The organism is Streptomyces sp. NPDC048383, assembly GCF_040651775.1.
Classification (GTDB): domain Bacteria; phylum Actinomycetota; class Actinomycetes; order Streptomycetales; family Streptomycetaceae; genus Streptomyces.
Genome location: NZ_JBEZKS010000155.1, coordinates 1 through 1,017, shown reverse-complemented (window position 1 = coordinate 1,017; position 1,017 = coordinate 1). Strand labels below are relative to the sequence as shown.

Below are 1,017 nucleotides of genomic sequence, written 5' to 3'. Positions count from 1 at the left end.
CTAGGTTCTGTTTCTTGGATCTCCTGATGTGATCATGCGTCTCGGTCCAGGCTGGTCAGCATGGTTGGCCGGGGAGATTTGACGAATGCGGAGTGGGGGCGGCTTGAGTCGCTCCTGCCTCGCGGTGGGACACGTGGGGGCCGGTGGAGTGAGCACCGGAAGGTCATCAACGGGGTGCTGTTCCGGGTGCGGACTGGTGTTCCGTGGCGGGATCTTCCGGAGCGATTCGGCCCGTGGGAGACGGTCTACAAACGGCATCGCCGCTGGTCGGCCGATGGCACGTGGGAACTGCTACTGACGCGGGTCCAGGCGGCGGAGAACGCTGAGGGGCGGATCGACTGGGACGTGTCGGTGGACTCCACCACGACCCGGGCGCATCAGCACGCAGCCGGTGCACGAGTGGCCGCCCCCTCCGCGGTTGCTCCTCAAAAGGGGCCCCAGCACGGGGCAAATCCGGTCGATCCGGTGCTGAAGAGCTTGTCTGTCCGCCTGGCGGAGGTGGTCAGGCAGGCGAGTGCTTAGGACGCTCACGTGGCGGCTTCACCACCAAGATCCACCTGTCGGCCGACGGCCGCTGCCGCCCCCTCTCGCTGGTCCTCACGCCCGGACAGCAGGGCGACAGTCCGCAGTTCGAGGTCGTACTGGAGAAGATCTCCGTGCCCTGCATCGGGCCGGGCCGGCCCCGCACCCGACCCGACAGTGTCAGTGCCGACAAGGCCTACAGCTCTCGCGACAACCGCGCCTATCTGCGTAGACGCAAGATCCGGCACACCATCCCCGAACCGAAGGATCAGCGGGCCAACCGCCGCAGGCGCGGTTCGGCCGGTGGCCGGCCGACTGGTTTCGACAAACAGCGGTACAAGAAACGCAACGTCGTCGAGCGGGCGATCAACCGCCTGAAGAACTTCAGGGCGGTAGCCACCCGCTACGACAAACGTGCCTACGTCTACCTCGGGACCGTCACCCTCGCGACCCTCATCATCTGGCTCCGCAGCTGATCCAAGAAACAGAACCTAG

At 65.9% G+C, this 1,017-nt stretch carries 1 protein-coding gene; it reads left to right on the top strand.

Going from position 1 to position 1,017, the window contains the following annotated elements; genetic code table 11:
* The first annotated feature begins 60 nt into the window (after positions 1–60).
* A protein-coding gene (locus tag AB0D46_RS38570) for an IS5 family transposase (protein ID WP_362884769.1) occupies positions 61–998 on the top strand; the annotation gives its coding sequence in 2 pieces (ribosomal slippage) (positions 61–432 and positions 435–998; 936 coding nt in all).
* The last annotated feature ends 19 nt before the right edge of the window (positions 999–1,017 follow it).